This window comes from Halorientalis sp. (assembly GCF_028275115.1).
In the GTDB taxonomy this organism is placed as follows: domain Archaea; phylum Halobacteriota; class Halobacteria; order Halobacteriales; family Haloarculaceae; genus Halorientalis.
Map to the genome: position 1 here is coordinate 16,548 of NZ_JAQCNH010000054.1, position 18,601 is coordinate 35,148.

18 protein-coding genes are annotated in these 18,601 nt (G+C 64.4%); 14 read left to right on the forward strand and 4 right to left on the reverse strand.

From position 1 onward, the window contains the following. The first annotated feature begins 432 nt into the window (after positions 1-432). The 4 genes from Q0964_RS08020 to Q0964_RS08035 all read left to right on the forward strand — a co-directional run bounded on the left by Q0964_RS08020 (position 433) and on the right by Q0964_RS08035 (position 4,937). Entirely contained in the window at positions 433-1,953 is a 1,521-nt protein-coding gene (locus Q0964_RS08020) for a uracil-xanthine permease family protein (RefSeq protein WP_299265713.1), read from the forward strand. Between the two features lie 54 nt (positions 1,954-2,007). After that, the gene (locus Q0964_RS08025; protein WP_299265716.1) at positions 2,008-2,436 is read left to right on the forward strand and encodes a hypothetical protein; all 429 of its coding nucleotides are present in this window, start codon (positions 2,008-2,010) and stop codon (positions 2,434-2,436) included. A 147-nt stretch (positions 2,437-2,583) separates the two neighbouring features. Next, positions 2,584-4,008, forward strand: a complete 1,425-nt coding sequence (locus tag Q0964_RS08030; protein ID WP_299265719.1) for a dihydroorotase — start codon at positions 2,584-2,586, stop codon at positions 4,006-4,008. 173 nt (positions 4,009-4,181) lie between these two features. Further along, positions 4,182-4,937 carry an IclR family transcriptional regulator gene (locus Q0964_RS08035; protein WP_299265721.1) on the forward strand — a complete coding sequence of 252 codons (756 nt, stop codon included), beginning with the start codon at positions 4,182-4,184 and terminating at the stop codon, positions 4,935-4,937. A 475-nt stretch (positions 4,938-5,412) separates the two neighbouring features. Here the strand turns inward: Q0964_RS08035 and Q0964_RS08040 are convergent, their stop codons facing one another. Beyond that, a complete protein-coding gene (locus Q0964_RS08040; RefSeq protein ID WP_299265724.1) occupies positions 5,413-6,177 on the reverse strand; it encodes a cyclase family protein in 765 nt (254 codons plus the stop codon). Between the two features lie 84 nt (positions 6,178-6,261). Between Q0964_RS08040 and Q0964_RS08045 the strand changes: the two genes are divergently transcribed. The 9 genes from Q0964_RS08045 to Q0964_RS08085 all read left to right on the forward strand — a co-directional run bounded on the left by Q0964_RS08045 (position 6,262) and on the right by Q0964_RS08085 (position 15,342). Next, positions 6,262-6,480 carry a hypothetical protein gene (locus Q0964_RS08045; protein WP_414652140.1) on the forward strand — a complete coding sequence of 73 codons (219 nt, stop codon included), beginning with the start codon at positions 6,262-6,264 and terminating at the stop codon, positions 6,478-6,480. 209 nt (positions 6,481-6,689) lie between these two features. After that, positions 6,690-7,739: an alcohol dehydrogenase catalytic domain-containing protein gene (locus Q0964_RS08050; protein ID WP_299265727.1), complete on the forward strand. Its 1,050-nt coding sequence runs from the start codon at positions 6,690-6,692 to the stop codon at positions 7,737-7,739. A gap of 70 nt (positions 7,740-7,809) precedes the next feature. Next, a complete protein-coding gene (locus Q0964_RS08055; protein ID WP_299265729.1) occupies positions 7,810-8,937 on the forward strand; it encodes an MFS transporter in 1,128 nt (375 codons plus the stop codon). A 38-nt stretch (positions 8,938-8,975) separates the two neighbouring features. Continuing rightward, entirely contained in the window at positions 8,976-10,184 is a 1,209-nt protein-coding gene (locus tag Q0964_RS08060) for a CaiB/BaiF CoA transferase family protein (protein WP_299265731.1), read from the forward strand. A gap of 50 nt (positions 10,185-10,234) precedes the next feature. Next, a complete protein-coding gene (locus tag Q0964_RS08065; RefSeq protein ID WP_299265733.1) occupies positions 10,235-11,389 on the forward strand; it encodes an XdhC family protein in 1,155 nt (384 codons plus the stop codon). A 177-nt stretch (positions 11,390-11,566) separates the two neighbouring features. Then, the gene (locus tag Q0964_RS08070; RefSeq protein ID WP_299265736.1) at positions 11,567-11,944 is read left to right on the forward strand and encodes an FAD binding domain-containing protein; all 378 of its coding nucleotides are present in this window, start codon (positions 11,567-11,569) and stop codon (positions 11,942-11,944) included. After that, a complete protein-coding gene (locus Q0964_RS08075; protein WP_299265738.1) occupies positions 11,945-12,310 on the forward strand; it encodes an FAD binding domain-containing protein in 366 nt (121 codons plus the stop codon). Positions 12,311-12,325: 15 nt separating this feature from the next. Next, entirely contained in the window at positions 12,326-12,874 is a 549-nt protein-coding gene (locus Q0964_RS08080) for a (2Fe-2S)-binding protein (protein ID WP_349254447.1), read from the forward strand. Next, positions 12,874-15,342 carry a xanthine dehydrogenase family protein molybdopterin-binding subunit gene (locus Q0964_RS08085; RefSeq protein WP_299265744.1) on the forward strand — a complete coding sequence of 823 codons (2,469 nt, stop codon included), beginning with the start codon at positions 12,874-12,876 and terminating at the stop codon, positions 15,340-15,342. The genes Q0964_RS08080 and Q0964_RS08085 overlap by 1 nt, the downstream gene beginning before the upstream one ends. A 6-nt stretch (positions 15,343-15,348) precedes the next feature. On the opposite strand, the gene Q0964_RS08090 is transcribed toward Q0964_RS08085, so the two are convergent. Both Q0964_RS08090 and Q0964_RS08095 read right to left on the reverse strand, forming a co-directional pair. Further along, positions 15,349-15,987: a nucleotidyltransferase family protein gene (locus Q0964_RS08090; protein WP_299265747.1), complete on the reverse strand. Its 639-nt coding sequence runs from the start codon at positions 15,985-15,987 to the stop codon at positions 15,349-15,351. Next, a complete protein-coding gene (locus Q0964_RS08095; RefSeq protein WP_299265750.1) occupies positions 15,984-17,189 on the reverse strand; it encodes a molybdopterin molybdotransferase MoeA in 1,206 nt (401 codons plus the stop codon). The genes Q0964_RS08090 and Q0964_RS08095 overlap by 4 nt, the downstream gene beginning before the upstream one ends. A gap of 156 nt (positions 17,190-17,345) precedes the next feature. Here Q0964_RS08095 and Q0964_RS08100 point away from each other — a divergent pair, with 156 nt between their 5' ends. Next, positions 17,346-17,867 carry a hypothetical protein gene (locus Q0964_RS08100; protein ID WP_299265753.1) on the forward strand — a complete coding sequence of 174 codons (522 nt, stop codon included), beginning with the start codon at positions 17,346-17,348 and terminating at the stop codon, positions 17,865-17,867. An 8-nt stretch (positions 17,868-17,875) separates the two neighbouring features. Here Q0964_RS08100 and tnpA read toward each other — a convergent pair whose 3' ends face one another. Next, entirely contained in the window at positions 17,876-18,280 is a 405-nt protein-coding gene (tnpA, locus tag Q0964_RS08105) for an IS200/IS605-like element ISHmu6 family transposase (protein ID WP_299265755.1), read from the reverse strand. Positions 18,281-18,601 lie beyond the last annotated feature (321 nt).

Below are 18,601 nucleotides of genomic sequence, written 5' to 3' on the forward strand. Positions count from 1 at the left end.
CCGTTTCGCTCACGACGCCCGAGCGCCGTTCTGTACAGCGTCGTCTTTCGTACCTGTGACGGTGGCTCGGCCCGCCGGTGTTGTCGGTCCCGGCGTCGAACGACGACGGCCCCCACCGACCGTCGCGACGTCACCGCTCCCGCTCAAGCGTACGTGGAATAGAGTCACCGCCGCGCCGGGGAACTACTCCAGCGCGCAGTCCCTCCCGCGCACGCCTCGAACTGCCGGCGGAGTCGAGGATTCGCTGCCACATACGCCGTAGCACACTATCACACGATATAAGTATTTGCTGTGGCCTCGGGGCGCGGGCGGGAAGGTTGTCACAAAATTTCCCCACCATCAATAGCTTTATGATGCTGATTTACATCTCACGAATGTCGGAGTGACGCGGTTGTGAGTAACTATCACTCAGAATCGTTCCGATTGTAAATCATGTCCGAAGAAACTGAGAGCGACACCGTCGAGACCGATGGTGGAATGGTAACATATGGTATCGAAGACAAACCACCCCTGGGACAGTCGATTCTTCTAGGCACCCAACACTGGCTGACGATGGTCGGGTCGACCATCGCTATCCCGCTGGTGCTGGCGGGTGTATTGGGGTTCAACGCCGGACAGACCGCACAGTTGGTTGCGACGTTCTTCCTCGTCTCGGGGATCGCGACCCTCGCACAGACGACGGCCGGGAACCGGTACCCCATCGTCCAAGGCGGGACGTTCTCGATGCTGGGGCCGGCTATCGCCATTATTGGGACGGCGGGCGCCGGCGTCACCGGGATGCGCGCGCTTCAAGGCGCGATTATCGTCGCCGGCCTCGTCGAGGTGCTAATCGGATATCTCGGTGTTTTCGGCCGGCTCAAACGGTACATCGGCCCCGCCATCATCGCCGTCGTCATCTCGCTGATCGGGCTCGCGCTTATCAGCGTGCCACAGATCACCTCTTCGAGCCAGAACTGGTACCTCGCGGGGCTCACGCTGGTGCTCATCGTGCTGTTCTCGCAGTACCTCGACGACTACTCGCGGGCGCTCAAGCTATTCCCAGTGTTGCTGGGGCTCGGCCTTGCCTATCTGGTCGCGCTCGTGGCCTCGGTGGCGGGCGTCGCCAGCATCGTCGATCTCCAGCCGGTGTTCAACGCCGACCCTATCCGCATCATCACCCCGTTCCAGTGGGGGATGCCGACCTTCTCGGCCTCCGCCATCGCCGGGATGATCGCGGGGATGCTCGCCTCGGCCATCGAGAGTTTCGGTGACTACCACTCCGTCGCCCGGATGGCTGGCGAGGGTGCGCCAAACAAGCGTCGTGTCAACCACGGCCTCGGAATGGAGGGGCTGGGCAACGCTTTCGCCGGAGTCATGGGCACCGGTAACGGCTCAACCTCCTACACCGAGAACGTCGGTGCCATCGGTATTACCGGCGTCGCTTCGCGGTACGTCGTCCAGATCGGCGCTATCGTGATGATTCTGGTGGGCTTCGTTGGCTACTTCGGTGCCTTCGTCACGACCATCCCGACCGCCATCGTCGGCGGGTTGTTCCTGGCGATGTTCGCACAGATCGTCGGTGTCGGACTCTCACAGCTCCAACACGTCGACATGAATCAGAACCGCAACGTGTTCGTGGTCGGGTTCGGCCTGTTCGCCGGCCTTTCCATTCCGCAGTACGCCAGCGGGCTGGAAAGCGGTGCGCTCCAAACGGGGCTGAGCAACATCCCTGGCCTGGGTGCCGTCCTCGGTATTCCCGAGGTCGCACAGTCCATCGGCATCATCCTGAGTACGCAAATTGCCGTCGGTGGCATCGCCGCGTTCATCCTCGATAACACTATTCCCGGAACGGACGAGGAACGCGGCCTGACCGCCTGGGAGGACATCACCGAGGACGGAGACGCTTTCACGCCGCTCCACGAGGAGATTCTCTCCGACGGCGACGCCGGTGGCCCGGACCCCGCCGACGACTGACGCCGTTCTATCCGGCGGCGTAACACCGAAGTACGTCGCTGCGATTCTTTCGGTATGACTGAGACAGACACCGAGGCGGCAGACGCGACCGATGAGGTGTCGGTCACGCGTATGTCGCTCCGTCCAGGCGGGTGGGTCGGCTACTCCGAGGACGCGGTGTTCGTCGACCGCGAAGACGAGCGCATCAAGATACGGAACGGCAACATCGTCCAGGTCGGCCTTCGGACCATCAGGTGGGATCTGGCAGTCATGAGCCTGCTACTCGTCGGTGTCGGCGGCTACGTGGCGGCAACGCAAAACCCGCTCGTCGGGGTGGGCTTTGCCACCGTCGGGTCAGCGAGTCTCTACCGCACATACAACAGGCGGTACGCGCTGGTCATCGGTGTCGAGAACGAGCCCAAACCTGTTGCGGTCCACCCGGACCACCCCAAGGAGTGCCACGAGCGGTTGGTCGAGGCGGTCGGACTGGAGCGGGTGCGGTGAACTGCCTCGGGGGCAGGTGGTTCGAGACCGGAGCGTCTCGTCATCACGGAAGACCTCGTCTTCCGTCCGGCCCGAGGCACTCGCCCTGCTCGGCCTGCAGACCACGGGGTAGTATTAAGAGACTCCGACCGAATTCTACAACTGACAATGACGAGTGCTAACCTCAGCGTGGTCAACGCGAAGGTAGTAACACCGAACGGAACACTCATTGGCGGGGTTGCGGCGACCAACGGACGCGTCGTCGCCGTCGGCTCCGAGCAGAACCTCCCGGACGCCGACCGGACCATCGACGCCGAGGGCAACTATCTCATCCCCGGCTTCATCGACCCGCACGTCCACTGGGGGCTCTCCCGATACGAGTACGACTATCACGAAGGGCTCGCACACGACTTCGAGACCGAGACTCGGGGGGCGGTCCACGGTGGGGTTACGACCGTCGTGAACTTCCTGCTCCAGCCCGACCCCTACGGCCCCGACATGGACTTTTTCCGGGAGGTCGGCGAGCAGAACTCGTACATCGACTTCGCCTACCACGCCATCATCCACAAGAAGCCCCACTTCGAGGAGGTGGAGACGCTGGCCGAAGAGGGGATTCGTTCGTTCAAGATCTTCTACAACTGGTACAAACACGCCTCGCCGGAGTTGGGCATCGAACACTCGGACTCCGGGCGGGTGTACCGCCTGCTCGACACCGTCGCCGACATCGAGGGCGGGATCGTGATGTTCCACGCCGAGAACGAGGACCTCGCATACGAGCGCCGCCAGGAGCTCAAAGCGCAAGGGCGTAACGACCTCGAAGCCTGGTCGGAATCCGCGCCGAACATCTGCGAGGCGATGCAGATAGAGAACATCGCCAAGCTCACTGAGTACACCGATTCCAGCGCCTATATCGTACATATGAGCACCGGCGAGGGAGTCGACATCTGCCGGCGCTACCAGCAACAGGGCGTCGACATCAACGCGGAGACCCTGCCGTCTTTCCTCGCACACACGAAAGAGAAGGAGGAACTCGGCGTCTGGGGGAAGATCTCCCCGCCGCTGCGGGGCGAACAGAGCAAAGAAAAGCTCTGGCAGGGGCTGCGTGAGGGAGTCGTCGACTACGCTGGCACAGACCACTGCCCGCACAAGAAGCCGTTCAAAGAGAAAGACGAGGGGAAGTTCGGCGATATCTGGGAGGCCATCCCCGGCGACAACAACGGCATCGAGTACTTCCTCCCGGTTATGATGAGCGAGGGTGTCAACGAAGACCGCATTAGCATGGAGCGGTTAGTCGAGGTCTGTGCCGAGAACAACGCCAAGCGGTGGGGACTGTACCCCCGGAAGGGGGCACTCGTCGAGGGGGCGGACGCCGACATGGTCGTCGTCGACCTCGAGCAGTCCGCAGTGGTCGACGACGATTTCTACCACACGATGGAACCCCGCTACTCCAGCTTCCACGGACAAGAGCTGACCGGCCTGCCGACACATACCATCGTCGGCGGCGAGGTGGTCGTCGAGGACGGCGAACTCCAAGCCGAAAAGGGCGGCCGGAACTACCTCCCCCGGTACGCCGACGGCGTCCCCACAGTGTAGCCGTCCCATGTCAGGAAATGACCGGTGACTCGGGCGTCTTTCCATCTCGGCCGGTCGGTCCCGTGCCCCCGTCTGGTGCGTAGTCCGTCCGCGGAAACAGCCCGTCCGGCAGGAGACACAGTACGTCTCGTAATGCGAAACGCACTTTAGTACAGCCCGCGCTACGCTGAGCTATGTCGAACGTTCCGGTCAACGCGATTCAGACGATGTTCACGGTGACGGAGGCGCTACAGGAGCACGACGGTGTTGGTGTCTCGGAACTCGCCGAGCAGGTCGGACTCCCCCGGAGTACGGTGTTCAACCATCTCAAGACGCTTGAACAGAACGAGTACGTGGTCAACGACGGCGGGACCTACCGACTCGGGTGTCAGTTCCTCAAACTGGGTGCGAAGGCACGCGCACACCACCAAGTCCACGAGGTGGCCCGTCAGGACGTCAACCGGTTGGCGGCCGATACGGGCGAGATATCAGCGATGTTGGTCGAGGAACACGGCTTCGGAGTGTTCCTCCATCGGGCGGAGGGGGAACAAGCAGTCCACATCGATAGCTACACTGGCCAGCGTATCTTTCTGCACGGGGCGGCGCTGGGCAAGGCGATTCTCGCCTCGCTCCCGCGCGAGGCAGTCCGGGACATCATCGACAGTCGCGGGCTCCCGGCACTGACCGAGAACACCATTACGACCCGTGAAGCGTTATTTAGGGAACTCGATCAAGTGGCCGACGAGGGCGTAGCCTACGACGATCAAGAGCGCCTCGAAGGGCTCCGGAGCGTCGCGGTCCCGCTGACCGACGGCGATGGGACCGTTATTGGCTCGCTCAGTATCGCCGGCCCGATTAGCCGCGTCAACGACGAGCGGTTCCGTGAGGAGTTCCCCACCACGCTACGCAAGGTCGCGAAGGTCGTGGAGCTCGACCTGACCTACTCCTAAGCATGAACTCTTCGTCCCACATCACGGGACGAAAAAACACAGATTCGCTCGGTGGCGCAAAAATAACACGCCTAATGCTGTTAAGAATACTGAACAATCTCACCGTCGTGTACTCGCGAGTTCATTAGACAGCAGAGATGTACACGACGTGGATCGACCCATGACGGACCTGTCCGTCGTGACCCGCCGAGTCGGTCAACGGACGAAGCATCCGGAGACGACCGGAGAGCCCCGCAGAGCGTGTGAACGAGACGCATGTGTGCCGGTAACGCTCGCCGATACTCGTTCGGTCGTGTAAGACGTGCGTCCGTTGTTGCGGGACAAATATAATTCGGCCCGGCACGAGCGACCATCGATCCGGTATCTATCCGCTATGATGGGACGGCAGTTCTTCAGGAATGAATGTAAAGAACCCGCTGCACGGACACGCAAACTGTGTCGGGCCGCGGGAAAATAGAAAGTGACCGCTGGAACGCTACGTCTCTTTGAACGCGACGACACGGGAGACGCTGGACTCGCCACCCTCGAACCGCCACGGGAACGTTCCGATCTGAACGCGCTCACCAAGCAGTTCCGACGGCACTTGGGCGTTCTCTACGTGGACGATGCCCTCGGGGAACAGTTCAGTGTGCATCAGCTGGTATCCCTCCGGCGGGAACACCTCGTCCAGATCGTCGACACCGAAGTGGTCGGCGGCCTCGGCCGCGAGTTCCGGGCGAATGTCCCGAATCACGGTATTCATCGGGTGGTCAGCGCTCCCGCAATCGAGAATAAGATAGTTGATGTTCATCTCCTTGCACCACTCGGCGAACTCGGCGTTCGGACCAGGGTGTTTGCAGAAGAACTTGTGAGGGTCGGCCTCCTCGCGATGGTAGGCGTGTCTCTGGTAGCCAGTGTGGACGAAGAGGATGTCTCCCTCCCGTACGTCGGCGGCTTCCTCTATCATCTCGCTGGTGTAGACGTCGTAGTCACCGACTTTATCGGAGATGTCGGCGACGACGGCGTCGCTCACCAGTTCGTCCAGCGGCATCTCGGCGATGTCCCGACCGTGAGCGATGAAGTGTTTCTCGCCGTCGAGGTGGGTGCCGGTGTGGTTCATGAACTCGATTTTCTGCCCGTTCACCTTCTCGGTGTCTAAGCTCTTCTCGTACCAGACCTTGGGATTGTCGTACGTCGGCCAGGCTGGGGTGTCCCCGGACCAAGGTTGTGTCAAGTCGTACATCTCGTAACCGTTCAACATGCGAATCACGATTCACAACCAACCGAATTAAAGATTGGGAAGCCGAAAGCTCGGCGAGAGCTAGATTTACCGCACAACCAGGGGATGTATGATGATACCACCGCAGTCAGCGGCGGCTCGACCACTCAGTTCGGGCAACGCGACGCCCGAACACGCGATGTCGGGTTCGAGGGCCAGACTGTGGTGATGGACGACCCGGCCCACGGCCTCGGACTGCTCCCGGCCGGCGCACAGCGTGTCGACCGGACCAGTTCGAGCGGGGGCGTGGGCACCTGCGTAACCTGCCCGAACGTCACGACGTAAGAATCCGCAGTCGCACACAATAACGGCGCGTGACTTCCCCGAACGGGGGACGTCCGCCGCCTCCGAGCCGCCGCCGGAGATGTCGACGCCGTCTCGGCCGCCCGCCGCGACGACCGCCGGTGTTTGACTTGGACTGACCGCGCAGCGCACCCTCGTGTGCGGGCTGTGTGACCGAACAGAATTTATCACTGGCCACGTTTGCTTCACATATGAGTGAGATGACAGCCGTCGTCCTCCCGGAGTGGGGCGGCGACCTCTCAATCGAGTCGGTACCTCGACCGGAACCGGGGTCGGGCGAGATTCGAGTCGCGGTCCGAGCGTGTGCCGTCACCAGAACCGTCGAAAACGCTGTCCAGGGTGGGCTCTCCGACGACCCGGCGCTCACGCCTCGGGTTCCTGGGCACGAGTTCGCGGGTGTCGTCGACGCGGTCGGTGCCGAGGTGACGGGTATCGAGGCCGGCGACCGCGTGCTGGCGTACTTTTATCTCACCTGCGGGACGTGTGACGCCTGCCGGCGCGGCGAGCGCAACCGATGTACCGACTTTAGCGGCTGGCTCGGGGTCGACCGCGACGGCGCATACGCCGAGTACGCGACGATTCCCGCGGCCAACGCGGTGCCGATCCCCGACGACCTCGGGTTCCCGGCGGCCGCCCTGGCTGCCGACGGACTGGCGACCCCGTTGCACGTCTGTGAGCGGACCGGCGTCGGTGACGACGACACCGTCCTCGTCGTCGGCGGCGCGGGTCGCATCGGCATTCACCTCTCGCAACTGGCCGCGAACCGCGGCGCCCACGTCCTCGCGGCCGACGTCAACGAGCGGCGACTGGCCCATATCGAGGAGGTGACCGGCCCGGCGGTGACGACTGTCGACGCGAGTCGCGAAGACGTCCCAGAACAGGTTCGGGACGTGACCCCATACACTGACGGGCCGACCGTCGCCGTCGACACGGTTGGGGACGTAGAAACGCTCGAAGATGCGTGGGAGACGCTCGCAATGGGCGGCCAAGTCGTCACGCTAACGACCCATCATGATCGTTCTTTCGCCCCGCTACTGAAGGAGTTCGTCGTGCGGGAGACGAGTATCGTAGGGTCGCGTTATGCCACCCCCGACCAGGTCGTCCGCGCGGCGCGACTGTTCGCGGACAATCGCGTCAGCCCAGTCGTCCGCCGGGAGATAGGGTTCGACGACGTGGCGGCGACTCACCGCGAACTCCGGGCCGGCGACACTTTCGGGACGACGGTTCTGACCCCCCGATGACGCGAGAGCGGACGGGACAGGCGAGCCGGTGCGCCGGCGACCGCCGCCTCGCGTCGGGAGGGGGTGGCCGGTGAGTTTCCCCCGGCGGGCTATTGCCGTCCTCGGAACCGGCCTGTTCGGGATGGGGCTTGCCGTTGGTGGCTTCGGCACATACGTCTCCCTGCTGGTCGCACGCGAGGTCCCACCCGGCGTGGCGGGCCTGGGCGCGACGCTGTTTCTGTTCGGGCAGTCCGTCGTCGTTCTGCCGACCGACGTCCTCTCGCGGGTCCGGTCGGTCCGCGCGATGGCTGCCGCCGGCCTCACGCTCGGGGCCGCTGGGACCGCCTTCGGAGGGGCGCTCGCCGTGCCGGTCGCACTCGGCGGACGGTTGCTGCTCGGTATCGGGATGGGCGCGACCTTCCTGGCCGCGATGAAGTACGCCGGTCTGTGTGCGGCTGAGGGTGCGGTCGCTCGCACGCAGGGACTGATCGGGGCACTGTTCACGCTCGGCCTCGCGGTCGGTATCGCCGTCACACCCGTTGCGGTCGACCGGCTCGGCTCGTTCCTCCCGGGGGTGGTCGCAGCGGTCCCGGTGGGGCTGGCGGCCGTCGCCGCCCCGTCGCTAGCACCGGTCGAGACCAACGGTCGCCAGTCGATGTGGGCGTACGTCGCGGCCTTCCGTGACCCCGGGAGCTTGGCGCTCGGGCTGGCCAACGCCGCCTCCTACGGGTTGCTCATCGTCGCGTCGACGTGGTACACGGACGTACTCGCCCGCGAACCGCTCCTACCTGCGACGCTCGTGCTCACCAGCTTCGCGGCTGCCACCTTCGTCGGGCGCACCTGGAGCGGCTACCTGACCGCCGTCTTTACTCGGCGGCGGGCCGTCGAAGTCGGACTGGTCGTCCTCGCCGTCGCCCTCGGTGCGGTCGCGGTCGCGCTGGCGACGGGGGCGCCGGTCGTACTCGGCGTCGGACTCGCTGTAACCGGTGCGGGGTTCGGCCTTCCCTTCGGACCGCTGTTCAGTCTGGCCTTCGAGCGCGTCGGCGTCGACGCCGGCGTGTTGTTAGTCGGGATGACAGTCGTGGGCAACGCAGTCGCGCTCGTCTATCCCTGGCTGGTCGGCCGACTACTCAGCGCGACCGCGGGGTACGCCGCCGGCTTCGGCCTCATGACCGTGTCAGTTCTCGGCGTCGTCGGCGTCTGGCGGATCGCGGTGTAGCCGGTACATACTTGTCCGATGCCAGCATGGTGACAGACATGACAGACGAGGCTATTTTAGAGGGCGTGTCGGTCATCGACCTCTCGACGTTCGTCACCGGAGGGTTCTGCTCACTAATGCTCGCTAATCAAGGCGCAGACGTCGTCAAAATCGAACGCCCTGGCGTGGGCGATGACATCCGTCACTCCGGCCCGCCGTTCGTCGACGGTGAATCACCGTACTACTGGACGGTCAACTACGACAAGCGAAGCGTCGAACTCGACCTCAAGAGCGACGCCGGTAGGGAAGCCTTCTACGACCTCGTCGAGGCCGCCGACGTGGTGATTCAGAACTTCCGACCCGGGACCGCCGACCGCCTCGACATCGCCTACGAGGACCTCACGGCTCACAACGACAGCATAGTGTACTGCGACATCTCCGCGTTCGGCAACACCGGCCCCTGGAGCGAGCGGCCGGGGTACGACCTGCTCGTGCAGGGGTTGAGCGGCATCATGTCCGTCACTGGCGAGGGCGACGGCAGGCCGGTGAAGGTGGGTCTGCCACAGACCGACCTCATCACGGGGATGTGGGCCGCCTTCGGCATCGTGGGGGCGCTGTACCGTCGCGAGCACACTGGCGAGGGCGAGTACGTCGAACTCGGGATGCTGGACGCCGCGCTCCCCTGGCTCACCAAGCAGGCTGGGAAAGTGTTCGCCGACGAGTCACCCGAGCGGATGGGTACCAAAGACCCGGTACTTGCCCCCTACCAGACCCTCCCGACAGCCGACGGCCACATCAACGTCGCCTGCCTGAACCAGAAGCTCTGGCGGGACCTCTGTGAGGCCATCGACCGTCCCGACCTCGCCGCCGACGACCGCTTCGAGACCAACGCCGACCGCGTCGAGCACATGGACGCACTCGAGGAGGCGCTGTCGGCGACACTCGCCGAGCGGACCACCGAGGAGTGGATGGAGACACTGGTCGAGGCTGGTATACCCGCTGGACCGGTCCAGAGCGTCGAAGAAGCCCTCTCGAACGAACAGACCGAAGCTCGAGAGATGGTAGACCACATCGAGGACGGCGACCGCGAGATTCCCGTCATCGAGCATCCGCTGAACTTCGACGGCGCCCGCTCGGGGTTCGATAGCGCCCCTCCGGAGCTCGGCGAACACACCGACGAGGTGTTCGGAGAACTCGGCTACGACCACGAGTACCTGGAGCGACTCCGCGAGGCGGGGGCGTTCGGCGACCCGGACCAGACTGACTGAGTCGTACGGGTGGAAATAAGAGTGTGGCGTGTTCACATGTACATATACTAATGAACGAACCGAACGTGGGGACCGATGACCCCTGGAGTGTCACCCAGAAGCACCTCCGCGCGGGGATGCGGCAGCTGCGCGAGGTCGGCCGCCCGGCGGCAGTCGCCACTGTCGCGGCCGTCGACGGGTCCGCGTACCGCCGGCCAGGTGCGAAGTTGCTGGCCCCGGCCGACGGCGGCAACTACGGCGCGGTCACCGCTGGCTGTCTGGAGGACGCTGTCCTCGACATCGCCCGCGAGGTCATCGACACCGGCCGGTCCCGACTCGAGACGTTCGACCTTGTGGAAGACGACGACGACAGTTGGGGGCTCGGACTCGGCTGTAACGGCGTCATCGACCTGTTCGTCGAACCGCTGGACACGGGCTGGGACCGCCCGCTTGCGGCCCTCGGTGACGGCGACTCGGTCACGCTCCTGACTGCCGTCGAAGCTGACTCGGTCACGGTCGGGAGCCGCACCGTCGTCGTCGACGGCCGCCGGGAGAGCATCGCCGACCGACCCGAGCTCCCCGCCGAGGTACTCGACGCCACCGAGGATGCCGTCGAGGCGATTCGGGGCACCGGCCGGACCCGGCTGGTCGAGACCGGCGGGACGCGGGTGCTAGTTGACGGCCTCGCGCCCACCCCCGAGTTGCTGCTCTTCGGCGGGCAGAACGACCTGCCGCCGGTCGCACGGCTGGCGAGTCAGGTCGGCTTCTCCGTCCACGTCCACTCCGGGCGCGGGGCGGTCGACGAGTCGTCGGTGCCCGCGGCCGACACCGTCACCACCGGCCACCCGACCGCGGTCGCCGACCACGTGGCTCACGACGAACACACCTCCGCGGTCGTAATGTCGCACAACCTGCTGGACGATCGGCTGGCCGTCGAGGCGCTACTGCGTGAGACCGCGGTCCCCTACGTCGGGCTGATGGGGCCCCGCGAACGCTTCGAGGAACTGCGTGAGTCGCTGGCGGCCGACGGTGTCACCCTCACCGAGGCGGAACTCGACAGAGTGTCGACGCCGGTCGGGTTGGACCTCGGCGGCGGCGAGCCAGTCGAAATTGCGTTCAGCGTCGTGAGTGAGGTTCTGGCAGTGAGCAACGGCCGGGCCGGCGGACGGCTCCGCGACCGGAAGGGACCTATCCACCCGCGAGCGGACGGCTCCGGGCCGGAGTGAAAGTTATTGGGGCAGTTACTGTCGTCTGCGTGCGACAAACAACACACGAGTCGCTCGCTCTCCCGTTCCGCTGGGGCTGAGGTGGCCGCCGATGAAACCCTCTCCGTTCGACTACCACCGGCCGGAGAGCGTCGCGGAGGTGACGGAGTTGTTTGCGGACCTGCCGAGGCGGAACTGATGGCAGGCAACCAGTCGTTGAGCATCGTGATGTCGAATCGGTTGGCGAACCCCGAACACAGCATCGACCTGAACGGAATCACGGAACCCGACTACATCGAGGCTGACGACGAACACGTCGAGGTGGGAGCGATGGCCCGCCACCGCGACATCGAGACCTCGTCGGTGCTGGCCGAGGAACTCCCCGTCCTGCCGGCCTCCGCCGAGCAGATATCCGGGCCGGTCGTTCACAACCGTGGCACCCTCGGCAGGAGTGTCGGCGAGGCCAACCCCGCCGGCAACTACCCCTGCGTGCTGGTGGCGATGGACGGTGCACTCGAACTCAGTTCCGTCGACGGTACCCGAACTGTCGATGCCGCGGACTGCTTTGTCGTCTAGATGAAGACCGGACGCGAGGAGGTCAGGGTCGGTTACGCAAACGCCGCCGACGTACCGCTGCGTATCGAAGCCGTCGAGGCCGAAATCGAGGGTGAACCACTCTCCGAGGAGTCGCTGAAGGCCGCGGGTGACCTTGCCTACGACGAGGTCAGGCCACGGGGTGAGATCCACGCCGACGAGACACACAAGCGCGAACTCGCCCGGGACTTCACCGGACGCGTGTTCCGACAGTCCCACGACCACGCGATCGCTGAACCCGCCACCGCTTGGTCCATCTCCGACCACGAACACCCGTCGGCCACACCCGCGACCCGCCTGTGGTTTCTCCGTGCCGGGAACAGATTTATATCGACTCGCACTCATTAATATTTGTTACGAAACATGAGTTCCGATAACGGTGAGCCCATCGGGGAACGTCCGACACAGGAGGTCTCAATGAACATAAACGGCGAGCCGGTAACGGAGGCGGTCGAGCCACGACTCAAACTCTCGGATTTCCTCCGGAACTACGTCGGCCTCAACGGCGTCCGTGTGGGCTGTGAACATGGGGTCTGTGGTGCCTGCACGGTCAGTGTGGACGGCGACCTCGTCAAGAGTTGCATGATGTACGCCGTCCAGACCGACAGCGCCGAGATACTGACCGTCGAGGGCCTGAGCGAGGACGGCTCCCTCCACCCGGTCCAGGAGGCCTTCCACGAGGCTCACGCCCTCCAGTGTGGTTTCTGTACCAGCGGCTTCGTCATGTCGACCTACGACCTCCTCAAGAAGGAGCCCGCCCCGTCCCGCGAACAGGCGAAAGAACACCTCTCCTCGAACATCTGTCGGTGTACCGGCTATCAAAATATCTACGAGGCCGTCGATCGAGCCGCCGAGAAGATGGGCGGCGCGGAAGACGACACGGCGGCCCCGGAAGTGGGGGGTGACGACTGATGTCGCGGTCCGACGCCCCCGCCGCGAGTGACGCCGCGGAGGACGCCGACGAGGAGGGCTTCGTCGGCAAGGGCTTGAATCGCGTTGAGGACCACCGCATCCTCACGGGTCGTGCCGAGTACGTCCACGACATCGCTCCCGAGAACTCCCAAAGCATGGGGCTGTTGCGGGCGACTCACGCTCACGCCGACATCGTCGACATCGACACGAGCGCCGCCGAGGCTCACCCGGACTGCGCCCTCGTGCTAACCGGCGAGGACATCGCCGCGGAGTACAACCCGATGCCGTGCGGGTTGAACGGCATCTCCGAGTGGGCGCTCGCGAAGGACACCGTCCACTTCGTCGGGGAACCGGTCGCGCTGGTCGTCGCTGCCGACCGCTACGTGGTCGAGGACCTCATCGACCTCATCGACGTGGAGTACGAGACCAAGGAGGCGGTCGTTGACCCTATCGACGCCCGGCAAGACGAGACGGTCCTCCACGAGGAACTCGGAACGAACGTCCCCGACAGCGAGAATATGCACTTCGGCGAGGTCGAGCAGGCCTTCGAGCAGGCCGACAACGTCGTCGAGAATCAGTACTCTTGGGGGCGAATCTCGGGGGTCCCGCTCGAAACGGCCGGTGCCGTCGCCGAGTACGACGACGAGACCGACAGCTTCGAGATCGACTGCAACATCCAGCTCCACACGCTCGTCGACGACACTATTTATGAGCCCCTGGGGTACGACCCCGACGACGTGGCGCTGAACGTCCCGCCGGACGTGGGCGGCAGTTACGGAACGAAGATCGCCATCCACCGCTACTGTACGCTGGCGGCGATAGCCAGCCAGCAACTCGGCGGAACCCCCGTCAAGTACGTCGAGGACCGCATCGAGAATCTTCAGGGCGGCGACATGCACTCCTCTGACCGGGAGTACCTCTTCCGGCTGGCGTTCGACGACGACGGTACCATCCGCGGGATAGACGTGAACTTCACCGACGACTTCGGTGCCTACCCCCGGTATCCCGTCAACCAGGCCCTGAAGCCGCTGACCAACGTCACCAACGCCTACCACATCGACCACCTCCGGTACAACTACGAACTCGTTCTGACGAATAAGACCTCACAGACCGCATACCGCGGGTTTGGCGTCCCACAGCACCTCTACGCGCTGGAGATGGCCGTCGACGAGGCCGCCCGCGAACTCGGGATGGACCCATACGAGTTCCGCCAGCACAACCTCATCCAACCGGAGCAGATGCCGTACAAGCTCCCCACGAAGAACATGTACGACTCCGGGGACTTCCCGGCCGCGCTCACCCGTATCAAGGAGCTCGTCCAGGAGGAGGAGCAGGTCGAGGACGGCCTTCTCGACCCCGACATCGTCGAACAGCGCCGCGAGGAGGGGAAGTACCGCGGCGTTAGCTACACCGTCCACGTCGAACCCGGGGTCAGCGGCGCGGACTGGACCGACCGGCAGCGTTCGGACCGCGACTCGCTTTCGGACCGCGAGATGGACGACGTCGAGGAACTGCCCGAACATCTCCGGTGTGAACTGCTTGACGACGGTCGTCTGCTGGTCTACCTCGCGGCGGACTCCTCGGGCCAGGGCCACCAGACCATCGTCAAACAGCTCATGTCCGACGAACTCGGCCTCCTCCCGACCGACATCGACGTGGACTATCTCGACAGCGTCGAAGCTCCGACCGAGTACGGCAGCGCTGCATCACGGATGGCAGTGATGCTTTCGGGGGCCGCCGACGGCCTCGCCGACGAGTTTATTGCCAACCTCGAACAGTTGGCCGCAGAACACTGGGACGTGGCCGAGAGCGACGTGACCTATCAGGACGGCAGTGTCGAGCGTGCCGACGGCGAGGCCCGTCTCTCGCTCGTGGACCTCGCGGGGCTGGACACCGAGCGCGACGCCGACGAGCAACTCACCCGAGCCGCCTACGACTACCAGCACCCCGTCTACGAGAACGAGGAGTATGAGGAGGCGTTCACCAACAAGTACCCCGTCTACCCGACGGCAGCCTTCGCCGCCAACGCCCCGATCGTCGAGGTGGACATCCGGACCGGCGAGGTGGAGATTCTGAAGTTCTACACGTTGCGGGACTGTGGCACGCAGCTCAATCCCACCATCGTCGAGGGTCAGGCCCACGGCGGGATCGCCCAGGGGATCGGCGCGGCGCTGATGGAGGAGTTCGCCTACGACGACTCCGGCCAGCCCCAGGCCGTCACACTGTTCGACTATCTGCTCCCCTCGACGAAGAACGTCCCAGAGATAGAGATGGAACATACGGAGACGCCGTCGCCGTTCACCGCGACTGGCGCGAAAGGAACTGGTGAGGGCGGGATGATAGACGGTCCCCCTGCCATCACCACTGCTATCAACCGCGCGCTGGAGCCGTTCGACGTCGTCGCCGACCAGGTGCCCGCGACACCCGACCGCATCCGTGAGTGGCTCCGCGAGAGCGACGCCTCCTGACTCCTCCTACCTTTCCTCACGCCGCTCGTTCGCGAGGTCCCCCGGCTTATCGACGTCCCGCAGGACGCCGGGGTCGCCCGTCTCCACGAGCGCACCGTCCCCGGCTCCCAGCAGGACCGCCCGTCCGCCGACGTCGCCGGTCCGGTCGGTCAGTGCCTCGAAGTGCCGGCGGTCGAACAGCACCGGGTTCCCGCGGGTTCCCTCGTGGGCAGCCGCGAGCGCGGACCGGCCGGTCTGCTCGTAAGTCGCCACCAGCGCTCGCACGGTCACCGGTGACACCCCCGGCATGTCGCCGAGTGCGACGAGGACGGCGTCGGCCTCGGCGGCCGCGCGGACCCCCTCCCGGACCGACGTACTCTGGCCGTCCTCGTACGCCTCGTTCGTCCGGAACGCGACGTCGAGGTTGGCGAGCGCCTCCCGCACGCGGTCGGCCTCGTGACCGAGGATGACGGTCGTCGCCAGCCCGACCGCGAGAAGCGGCTCGGTGGCCTGCCAGACCACCGGCCTCCCGTCGACCGATTCGAGGAGTTTGTTCTGCTCGCCGAAGCGCGAACTCAAACCGGCGGCGAGCACTACGCCTCGAACCGTGGTTTCGTCCGTCCTCTCCGCAGGCGGCGAGAGCACCGGGAGCCTGTCGTCGCTCATTCGAGTACGGGGTACGGGACAACCGACACGGTTTCACCGGCCGACAACGCCGACCTCGTGAGTACCAGCCCGTCGGCACGGGTGACGCGAGTGCTCGAGGAGAGCACGCTCGGGTCGAACGTCGTCTCGTAGACGGGGAGTTCGGAGCTGATGTGGCCCAGCGGGACGGCCTTCCTGCCGTCGCGAACGACGGGAATCGCGTACTCGAAGCCCTCGGGGCCGAGCTCCACGTCCGCGGTGACCGTCGCGGCCTCCGTCGGGAGCAACCCGGAGCCGGTAAAAAAGGGTCGGGCGACCGTACTCGCAACCGTGTGTGCGCCCACCGGCTTCCCAGGGATAGCAAAAAAGACCCCCTCGTCGGACTGTGCGACGGCGACGGGTTTACCCGGCCGAACGCGAACCTGATGGAACAGCACCTCGCCGAGGTCGGCGAGTGCACGGACGACGTAGTCTTTTTTACCGACGCTCGTTCCACCGGACGTGAGGACCACGTCGTACTCCGCGACGAGACCGGCCAGCCGGTCGCGGACCCGGTCGGACTCGTCGGGCACCGACCCCTCGTCGGTCGCCTCGTGCCCCCAGGCCCGGACGAGGCCCGTGAGCATGTTTGAGTCGAGGTCCTGACGCTCACCCTCGTGTATCTCGGTTCCGGTGGCGAGGACCGCCGTCGAGAACCGCTCGCGAACCCGTACGTCCTCGTGGTGCAGGTCACCCAGGAGGATGCTGTCTTTCGGCGAGAGCAACTCGCCAGTCGTGAACAGTTCCTCGCCGCGAGCGACGTTGCTCCCGCGCTCGTAGACGTCCGTGCCTGGCTCCAGCGCCGGCCCCGTCAACTCGCCGTCCTCGACGCTCGCCTCCTCGCGTTTCAGCACGGCGTTGGCCCGCTCGGGCAGGGGCGCACCGGTCGCGATGCGGACTGCCTCCCCCACGTCGAGGGCTGCCCCCTCGTCTTCGGGGAACGTTTCGTCCGAGACCACCGTCAGAGGGTACCCGTCGGCCGCGTCGAGAGCGTACCCATCCATCGTTGCGTAGTCGCTGTCCGGCACGTCCCGGTTCGCGGTTATCGACTCGGCGGTCACCCGGCCCGCGACGGCGTCCAGTCCGACTGTCTCCGTCGGTTGGTCGGACAGTACCGCCGCCCGCAGCGACAGCACCCGATTCACTGCGTTCTCCCGCCAGAGCATCTCATCGTACTCCGCCATACAACCGCAATCGCATCCACGAAATAAAAGTCGTTCCCCCCAGTCCTTTTTGATATTTGTCTTATACAAAAATTATTACCGTGTTGAACGCTGGCAACTGGGCCATCACGAGTCAATCGCACGGGTACTCGAGCGGTAAACGGTTTATTCTGGCACATGAAGCCGTTTCGACACCGCAGTATCGATCAGAAATATTTACTCGTCAGTTGTTGCAGCTACCCCGGGAGCGGCAGAATAACGAACCAGCGGAGTGCGGACGCCACGGTAGCCCGTATCGATCAGGTCGAGAAACGTGTACAGCTCGAACCGCGTGCCACGTGGTCTCCGCGCGGCGTGCGGCGGGCCGCCGGATTCCCTGGTCAGCGCCACTGGACCCGTCTGGTCGGCACGATTATCGAGGGTGGTGCATGCCTCTCCCAGTTTCAGGAGTGCGTCACCGCCGACCACGCGGAGGATTTCGTTTTGCTGTCGCGTGGTGACTCCAGAGACAATTTGCCCCTCGTGGTTTATATCGAGTCGTGTTTCCGGGCGTCCGCCGTCACGGACATAGTGGCCCGTGACGACCTCGCCTTCGTCACGTCACCAGAGGTCCACCGGAACTCAATCCGGCCGAAGAGCGCCGGAGACGAGTTTAGGACTCTCTCAGCAATCGGCTCTTCGACGTACTCACCGAAGTGAACTACCTTCTACTCGCGTTGGTCCTCTACGTACTGTTTCAGTACATCCAGCGACACCTGCCCCGTCGAGATGAGGCAATACGAATCGTTCCAGAACGAGTCGCCCCACAGTTCGGTCTTCAGTTCGTCCGCGTACTCGTTGCGGATACGGCGGGCGGTCGCGCCCTTGGCCGTGTTGATGAACTTCACGAGGTCTGTGGTTGGCTTCGCTCGGAAGAGGATGTGTACGTGGTCGTCCTCGCCGTCGAGGTTCGTCAGTTCGACACCGTAGTTGTCCGTGAACCCGCTGATGACCTGATGAATGAATTGGGTTCGCTCCTCGGTTAGCACTCCGCGCCGATACTTCGTGGTGAGTATCAGGTGGTAGTGCAAGGAAAACGTCGAGTGCGCTCCCGAGTCGAGGTCGTATTCCATTGGGTTCAATCAATACTGTGCTACCCTACTGCAAAAACGTTACGACTACGTGGGCCTGTGGGCCTGCAACCGTAGAGTGTATGAGAACCGTGCGGCGCTGTATCCCCTCCCTGCTCGCGCCTCTCGTTCGGTCGGCGCTCGCTGAGGAAGGGGGCTTAGCGCCTCAATTCAGCTAAAATCATAGAGCGTCGTGGCACTCCGTGGGAGGTCTGCATACACTCGCCCGAACAGTTTCCCAGAGTGGACGTGAAGATAACAGACTTTGGTAGCTTCAAACTGGATCCCGGCCTGGAATGCAATAGCTGACATGAATTTCCGCCC

What these genes read in the sequence shown, in the direction of transcription:
- Q0964_RS08045 (WP_414652140.1), top strand. Translation starts at nt 6,262, where the DNA reads ATGTATGATGATACCACCGCAGTCAGCGGCGGCTCGACCACTCAGTTC.
- Q0964_RS08020 (WP_299265713.1), top strand. Translation starts at nt 433, where the DNA reads ATGTCCGAAGAAACTGAGAGCGACACCGTCGAGACCGATGGTGGAATG.
- Q0964_RS08060 (WP_299265731.1), top strand. Translation starts at nt 8,976, where the DNA reads ATGACAGACGAGGCTATTTTAGAGGGCGTGTCGGTCATCGACCTCTCG.
- Q0964_RS08090 (WP_299265747.1), bottom strand. Translation starts at nt 15,987, where the DNA reads ATGAGCGACGACAGGCTCCCGGTGCTCTCGCCGCCTGCGGAGAGGACG.
- Q0964_RS08040 (WP_299265724.1), bottom strand. Translation starts at nt 6,177, where the DNA reads ATGTTGAACGGTTACGAGATGTACGACTTGACACAACCTTGGTCCGGG.
- tnpA (WP_299265755.1), bottom strand. Translation starts at nt 18,280, where the DNA reads ATGGAATACGACCTCGACTCGGGAGCGCACTCGACGTTTTCCTTGCAC.
- Q0964_RS08050 (WP_299265727.1), top strand. Translation starts at nt 6,690, where the DNA reads ATGAGTGAGATGACAGCCGTCGTCCTCCCGGAGTGGGGCGGCGACCTC.
- Q0964_RS08075 (WP_299265738.1), top strand. Translation starts at nt 11,945, where the DNA reads ATGAAGACCGGACGCGAGGAGGTCAGGGTCGGTTACGCAAACGCCGCC.
- Q0964_RS08025 (WP_299265716.1), top strand. Translation starts at nt 2,008, where the DNA reads ATGACTGAGACAGACACCGAGGCGGCAGACGCGACCGATGAGGTGTCG.
- Q0964_RS08100 (WP_299265753.1), top strand. Translation starts at nt 17,346, where the DNA reads ATGAAGCCGTTTCGACACCGCAGTATCGATCAGAAATATTTACTCGTC.
- Q0964_RS08085 (WP_299265744.1), top strand. Translation starts at nt 12,874, where the DNA reads ATGTCGCGGTCCGACGCCCCCGCCGCGAGTGACGCCGCGGAGGACGCC.
- Q0964_RS08070 (WP_299265736.1), top strand. Translation starts at nt 11,567, where the DNA reads ATGGCAGGCAACCAGTCGTTGAGCATCGTGATGTCGAATCGGTTGGCG.
- Q0964_RS08030 (WP_299265719.1), top strand. Translation starts at nt 2,584, where the DNA reads ATGACGAGTGCTAACCTCAGCGTGGTCAACGCGAAGGTAGTAACACCG.
- Q0964_RS08095 (WP_299265750.1), bottom strand. Translation starts at nt 17,189, where the DNA reads ATGGCGGAGTACGATGAGATGCTCTGGCGGGAGAACGCAGTGAATCGG.
- Q0964_RS08080 (WP_349254447.1), top strand. Translation starts at nt 12,326, where the DNA reads ATGAGTTCCGATAACGGTGAGCCCATCGGGGAACGTCCGACACAGGAG.
- Q0964_RS08035 (WP_299265721.1), top strand. Translation starts at nt 4,182, where the DNA reads ATGTCGAACGTTCCGGTCAACGCGATTCAGACGATGTTCACGGTGACG.
- Q0964_RS08065 (WP_299265733.1), top strand. Translation starts at nt 10,235, where the DNA reads ATGAACGAACCGAACGTGGGGACCGATGACCCCTGGAGTGTCACCCAG.